Below are 4280 nucleotides of genomic sequence, written 5' to 3' on the forward strand. Positions count from 1 at the left end.
ATCAATGGCATAAGCGAATCAGAAACGTCCAGCTGCGGAAAGACAGCCCATTCAAATTCGTTGAAGCGAGGCACTAGTCTTTTGTTTTCACGCGTTTCCGACGCCGAACCGGCGTCCGCTTCGGCTGGAAACGCTCTATCAGAACGGGCCGGCCGAGCCTATCGGAGACTTCACCTGCTACTGCAAAGGCGCCGTCAGCTCATGGACGCTGAACAGCGCCTCCGCGTCGGTCCAGACGCGGCCCGGAAGCCAGCCGGCGCCGCTCGCCGCCGCGCGAAATTCGTCCACGGCGTATTTGTAGCAATCCTCGGTGTGGATCGCCTCGCCGCGCGAAAAGGCGAAGTCTCTGCCGGCGATCGTCGCCGTCTGGCGGCGCCGGCTGACGAGGCGCATTTCGACGCGGCCCGCGCGCTCGTCATAGATCGCCTGATGGCCGAAGCCCGACAGATCGAACCCGCCGCCCAGCTCGCGGTTTATGCGCGCCAGCAGATTGAGGTTGAACGCCGCCGTGACGCCGCGCGCGTCATTATAGGCGGCGATGAGGCGGGAGGGCTCCTTCTTCAGATCGACGCCGACGATGAGCCGGCCGCCCGGCCCGAGCAGGAGACGCATGGCGAGCAGCAGGCCGCGCGCCTCCTCCGGCGCGAAATTGCCGATCGTCGAGCCCGGGAAAAAGCCGATGCGGCGCCGGCCGGCGAGATCCTCGGCGAGATCCCGGGGAAGCGCGACCGGCCGCGAGAAATCGGCCGCGATCGGGCTGACGCGCAAATGCGGGAAACGCGCGGCGAGACGCGCGCGGGCATTGTCGAGCGCGCTGGCGCAGACGTCGATCGGCGCATAGAGGGAGAGAAGCGGCGCGCGCTCGAGCAATATTTCGGTCTTGCGGCTCGAGCCCGAGCCGAATTCGAAGAGCGCGGCCTCCTCGCTCGCGCCGTCGAGCATCTCTTCGCCATGCGAAGCGAGGATATCCGTCTCGACGCGCGTCGGATAATAGTCCGGCAGGCGCGTGATCTCGTCGAATAGATCGCAGCCGACCGCATCGTAGAAATAGAGGCAGGACAGACGCTTCTCGGGCCGCGACAGACCGTCGAGCACATCCGCCGCGAAGCCGCGGCCTCTCGGCTCGGCGGGCCGGGCGCGGTCGATCTCATTCGTCATCGGCTCACATCCCTGCGTCATCGGCTCACATCCCTGGCGAGGCGCAGGCCGGCAAAGAGCCAGCGCTGGCGCGCGTAGAGGAAATTGCGATAGCTGGCGCGAATATGGCCTTGCGGCGTCACGCAGCATCCCCCGCGCAGCACATGCTGGTCGCACATGAATTTGGCGTTGTATTCGCCGATGGCGCCCGCGGGCCGGCGATAGGAGGGATAGGGAAGATGGGCGCTTCCCGTCCACTCCCACACATCGCCGAAGAGCTGGCGCGGATGGCCTTCGAAGCTCTCGGCCGGCGGCGTCGGCCGCAGCGCGCCGCCGTCGAGCAGATTGCCCGCGACGGGCTCCTCGGCGGCCACGGCCTCCCATTCGAATTCCGTGGGCAGGCGCGCGCCGGTCCAGCGGGCGAAAGCGTCGGCCTCGTAGAAGCTCACATGCGCGACCGGGGCGGCGGGCTCGGGCGACCGCAATCCTTCGAGCGTCATGGCGAGAAAGGCGTCGCCGCGCCGCTCCCAATAGGCCGGCGCCTCCCAGCCTTCGCGCTCCACCGCGGCCCAGCCGTCGGAGAGCCAGAGCGAGGGGTCGCGATAGCCGCCGTCCTCGACGAATTCGAGCCATTCGCCGTTTGTCACCGGCCGGTCGGCGATCGCGAAAGGATGGATCAGCGCGTCGTGGCGCGGCGTCTCATTGTCGAAGGAAAAGCCCTCGCCCAAATCGCGGCCGATGCGGACGATCCCGCCGGCGTAGCCGATCCAGCGCAGGGGCTCCGCCGCGCCGCCGAGGCTGCGCGGGGGCGCGGCGCGATAGGCGGGCCGCAGCGGATTGGCGGCGAAGAGCGCGAGAATATCGGCGAGCATGAGCTCTTGGTGCTGCTGCTCGTGCTGCACGCCGAGCTCGATCAGAGACGCCGCCTCGCCCTTCGCCGCGACGCCCTGATCGAAGAGCCGCTCGAGCCCCGCCTCGACATGGCGGCGATAGGCGAGCACGCGCTCGAGCGGCGGCCGGCTCAGCAGGCCGCGTTTCGGCCGCGGCTGCCGCGCGCCGGCGCAGTCGTAATAGGAGTTGAAGCAATAGCCGAAGGCGGAATCGAAGAGCTCGTAAAAGGGCAGAAAGCGCGTCAGCACGAAAGTCTCGAAGAACCAGCTCGTATGGGCGAGATGCCATTTGGTCGGGCTCGCCTCCTCGATCGCCTGCGCGGCCATGTCCTCGGCGCCGAGCGGCGCCGAGAGCGCGAGCGTGAGCGCGCGGGTCGCGGCGAGGCGCGCGCGCAATGTCTCGCTCGGCGGCTCGCCACGCGGCGAGACGAAGACCGGTCGCGCCATCGGCAGCGTCGCCATCGGCTCTTGTCCTCGCGAGGGTTCGCCTGTGTCGGGCGCAAAACGCCGGCGACTACGCCGCCATATAGGCCGCGCCGGCGCGCCGGCAATCCGTGCGCCGCCGTACCCGCCCGCCACTCGCGGGCGGCTCGTGCGTCCGCGCACAGAAGCTGGCGGCGGCGGGCCGTAACCTCCTCTCACGCTCGACGAAGAGAGCGAAAAGAGGAGCAACGGCCATGTCGATCGAAACCATCCGCCGCGCCATAGACGCCAAGGGCAATCTGCCGGTCGCCGCCGCGACCCTTTCGGCCGAGGCCGATCTCTACGCCGCCGGGCTCTCGCCCTTCTGCGCGATTCAAGTGATGCTCCGGCTCGAGGCCGAGCGCGAGGTCGAATTTCCGAAGTCCATGCTGAACCGCCGCAGCATGGCGACGATGGCGACGATGGCCGCTCTGCTCGGCGAGCTCGAGCAGGCCGAGGCCCGTCCGCGCGCCGCCTGATTATCTGACGACGACGCGGGCGCCCTTGGCGACGCGCTTATAGAGATCGATCACATCCGCATTGAGCATACGGATGCAGCCCGACGAGACCGCGCGGCCGATGCTCTCCGGCTCATTGGTTCCGTGAATGCGGAACAGCGTGTCCTTCCGCCCCTGGAACAGATAGAGCGCCCGCGCGCCGAGCGGATTTCTCAAGCCCCCGTCCATATGCTCGGGCAGGTCGGGACGGCGCTCCAGCATTTCCGGCGGCGGCGTCCAGCCGGGCCAGAAGGCCTTGCGGCCGATCTGCGCCTCGCCCTTCCAGGCGAAGCCCGTACGGCCGACGCCGATCGCATATTCGACCGCCCGCCCGTCCTCCAGCGAGAGAAAGAGACGCCGCGCGCGCGTGTCGATCGTCAGCGTGCCCGGGTTCTCCAAGGTCGGATCGGCGACGAAGCGGCGGCGCGTCTGGCGCATGTCGACGTCGTCGTCATAGTCGATCGGCGTCGAATAATCGGGGTCGGCGTCGGGCGGCAGAGCGGCGAGGCGCTGCCTCTCTCTATCGTCCCCCTGCCGATTGTCCCTCTCCCGATTGTCCCAGCCCCGCGCGCGGGACGGCTCGCGGCGCTCTTCGTCGAAGGGCCAATGGGCGCGGGCGCGCGGGCGGCGCGGCTGCGCCTCGGCGTCCGGATCGCCCAAAGCGCGGCTCGGCGCGCCATAGGTCGAATCCGGCCAATAGTAATATTGCGCGGCGGCCGCGCCGGCGTCGGCGAGCAGGGCGGCGAAGCCGAGGATGAGACGCAGACGAAGCGACATGACGATATCCGATCGATCCAAACGTCTTTTTGTCGAGGACGAACAAGGCGAAATAGAGAATGGCGGCCGCCTTGTGCGCGTCCTCGCGCATAAGGCATATGGAGCGGCGGCGCGGGCGTGACAGGCCGCGCGCGATCCCTGCGCCGATTTTCGCCGAGAGGCTATGACAGGCGGCGCATCGGCGGAAGCGTCGCAGAGCGATCGGTGAAGCCGGAGAGCCCCCCGCGGGTCATTGCGAGCGAAGCGAAGCAATCCAGCGCTGCGGAGCGTCGCCTCGAATCGAAAAAGCCCGGCTCGGGGCCGGGCTCTGCGTTTCGTCAGACCGGATGCGGCTCGAGGCCGCCCGCGTCGGGCTCGGGCGAGGGGCGCGCGGCGTCGGCGACAGGCGTCGGCGAGGTGCGCGCCGGCGGCGGCGGCGGGACATCCTCGCGCACCGGCGTCTTGCCCTGCAGCAGGCCGATCAGCTCCTCGCCGGTCAGCGTCTCGAACTCGAGCAGGCCGTTCGCCAGAGTGTCGA

4 protein-coding genes and 1 pseudogene are annotated in these 4280 nt (G+C 68.7%); 1 reads left to right on the forward strand and 4 read right to left on the reverse strand.

What is annotated here, in order from left to right; all coding sequences use genetic code 11:
- Nucleotides 1-177 precede the first annotated feature (177 nt).
- Both egtD and egtB read right to left on the reverse strand, forming a co-directional pair.
- The gene (gene egtD / locus Mspo_RS19170; protein ID WP_159732857.1) at nucleotides 178-1158 is read right to left on the reverse strand and encodes an L-histidine N(alpha)-methyltransferase; all 981 of its coding nucleotides are present in this window, start codon (nucleotides 1156-1158) and stop codon (nucleotides 178-180) included.
- 17 nt (nucleotides 1159-1175) lie between these two features.
- Complete coding sequence (egtB, locus tag Mspo_RS19175) at nucleotides 1176-2489, reverse strand: ergothioneine biosynthesis protein EgtB (RefSeq protein WP_159732859.1); 1314 nt, start codon at nucleotides 2487-2489, stop codon at nucleotides 1176-1178.
- 215 nt (nucleotides 2490-2704) lie between these two features.
- Between egtB and Mspo_RS19180 the strand changes: the two genes are divergently transcribed.
- On the forward strand, nucleotides 2705-2968 hold the full coding sequence (locus tag Mspo_RS19180) for an acyl carrier protein (protein ID WP_159732861.1): 264 nt from the start codon (nucleotides 2705-2707) through the stop codon (nucleotides 2966-2968).
- Here the strand turns inward: Mspo_RS19180 and Mspo_RS19185 are convergent, their stop codons facing one another.
- Nucleotides 2969-3763 carry a L,D-transpeptidase gene (locus Mspo_RS19185; RefSeq protein ID WP_159732863.1) on the reverse strand — a complete coding sequence of 265 codons (795 nt, stop codon included), beginning with the start codon at nucleotides 3761-3763 and terminating at the stop codon, nucleotides 2969-2971.
- A 317-nt stretch (nucleotides 3764-4080) separates the two neighbouring features.
- Nucleotides 4081-4280 (reverse strand): annotated as a pseudogene (locus tag Mspo_RS19190) (cell division protein FtsH); the annotation flags it as partial.

Source organism: Methylosinus sp. Ce-a6, from assembly GCF_009811655.1.
In the GTDB taxonomy this organism is placed as follows: Bacteria; Pseudomonadota; Alphaproteobacteria; order Rhizobiales; family Beijerinckiaceae; genus Methylosinus.

Excerpts from the sequence above, each read along its gene's own strand:
- egtB (WP_159732859.1), bottom strand. The coding sequence starts at position 2,489 with ATGGCGACGCTGCCGATGGCGCGACCGGTCTTCGTCTCGCCGCGTGGC.
- egtD (WP_159732857.1), bottom strand. The coding sequence starts at position 1,158 with ATGACGAATGAGATCGACCGCGCCCGGCCCGCCGAGCCGAGAGGCCGC.
- Mspo_RS19185 (WP_159732863.1), bottom strand. The coding sequence starts at position 3,763 with ATGTCGCTTCGTCTGCGTCTCATCCTCGGCTTCGCCGCCCTGCTCGCC.
- Mspo_RS19180 (WP_159732861.1), top strand. The coding sequence starts at position 2,705 with ATGTCGATCGAAACCATCCGCCGCGCCATAGACGCCAAGGGCAATCTG.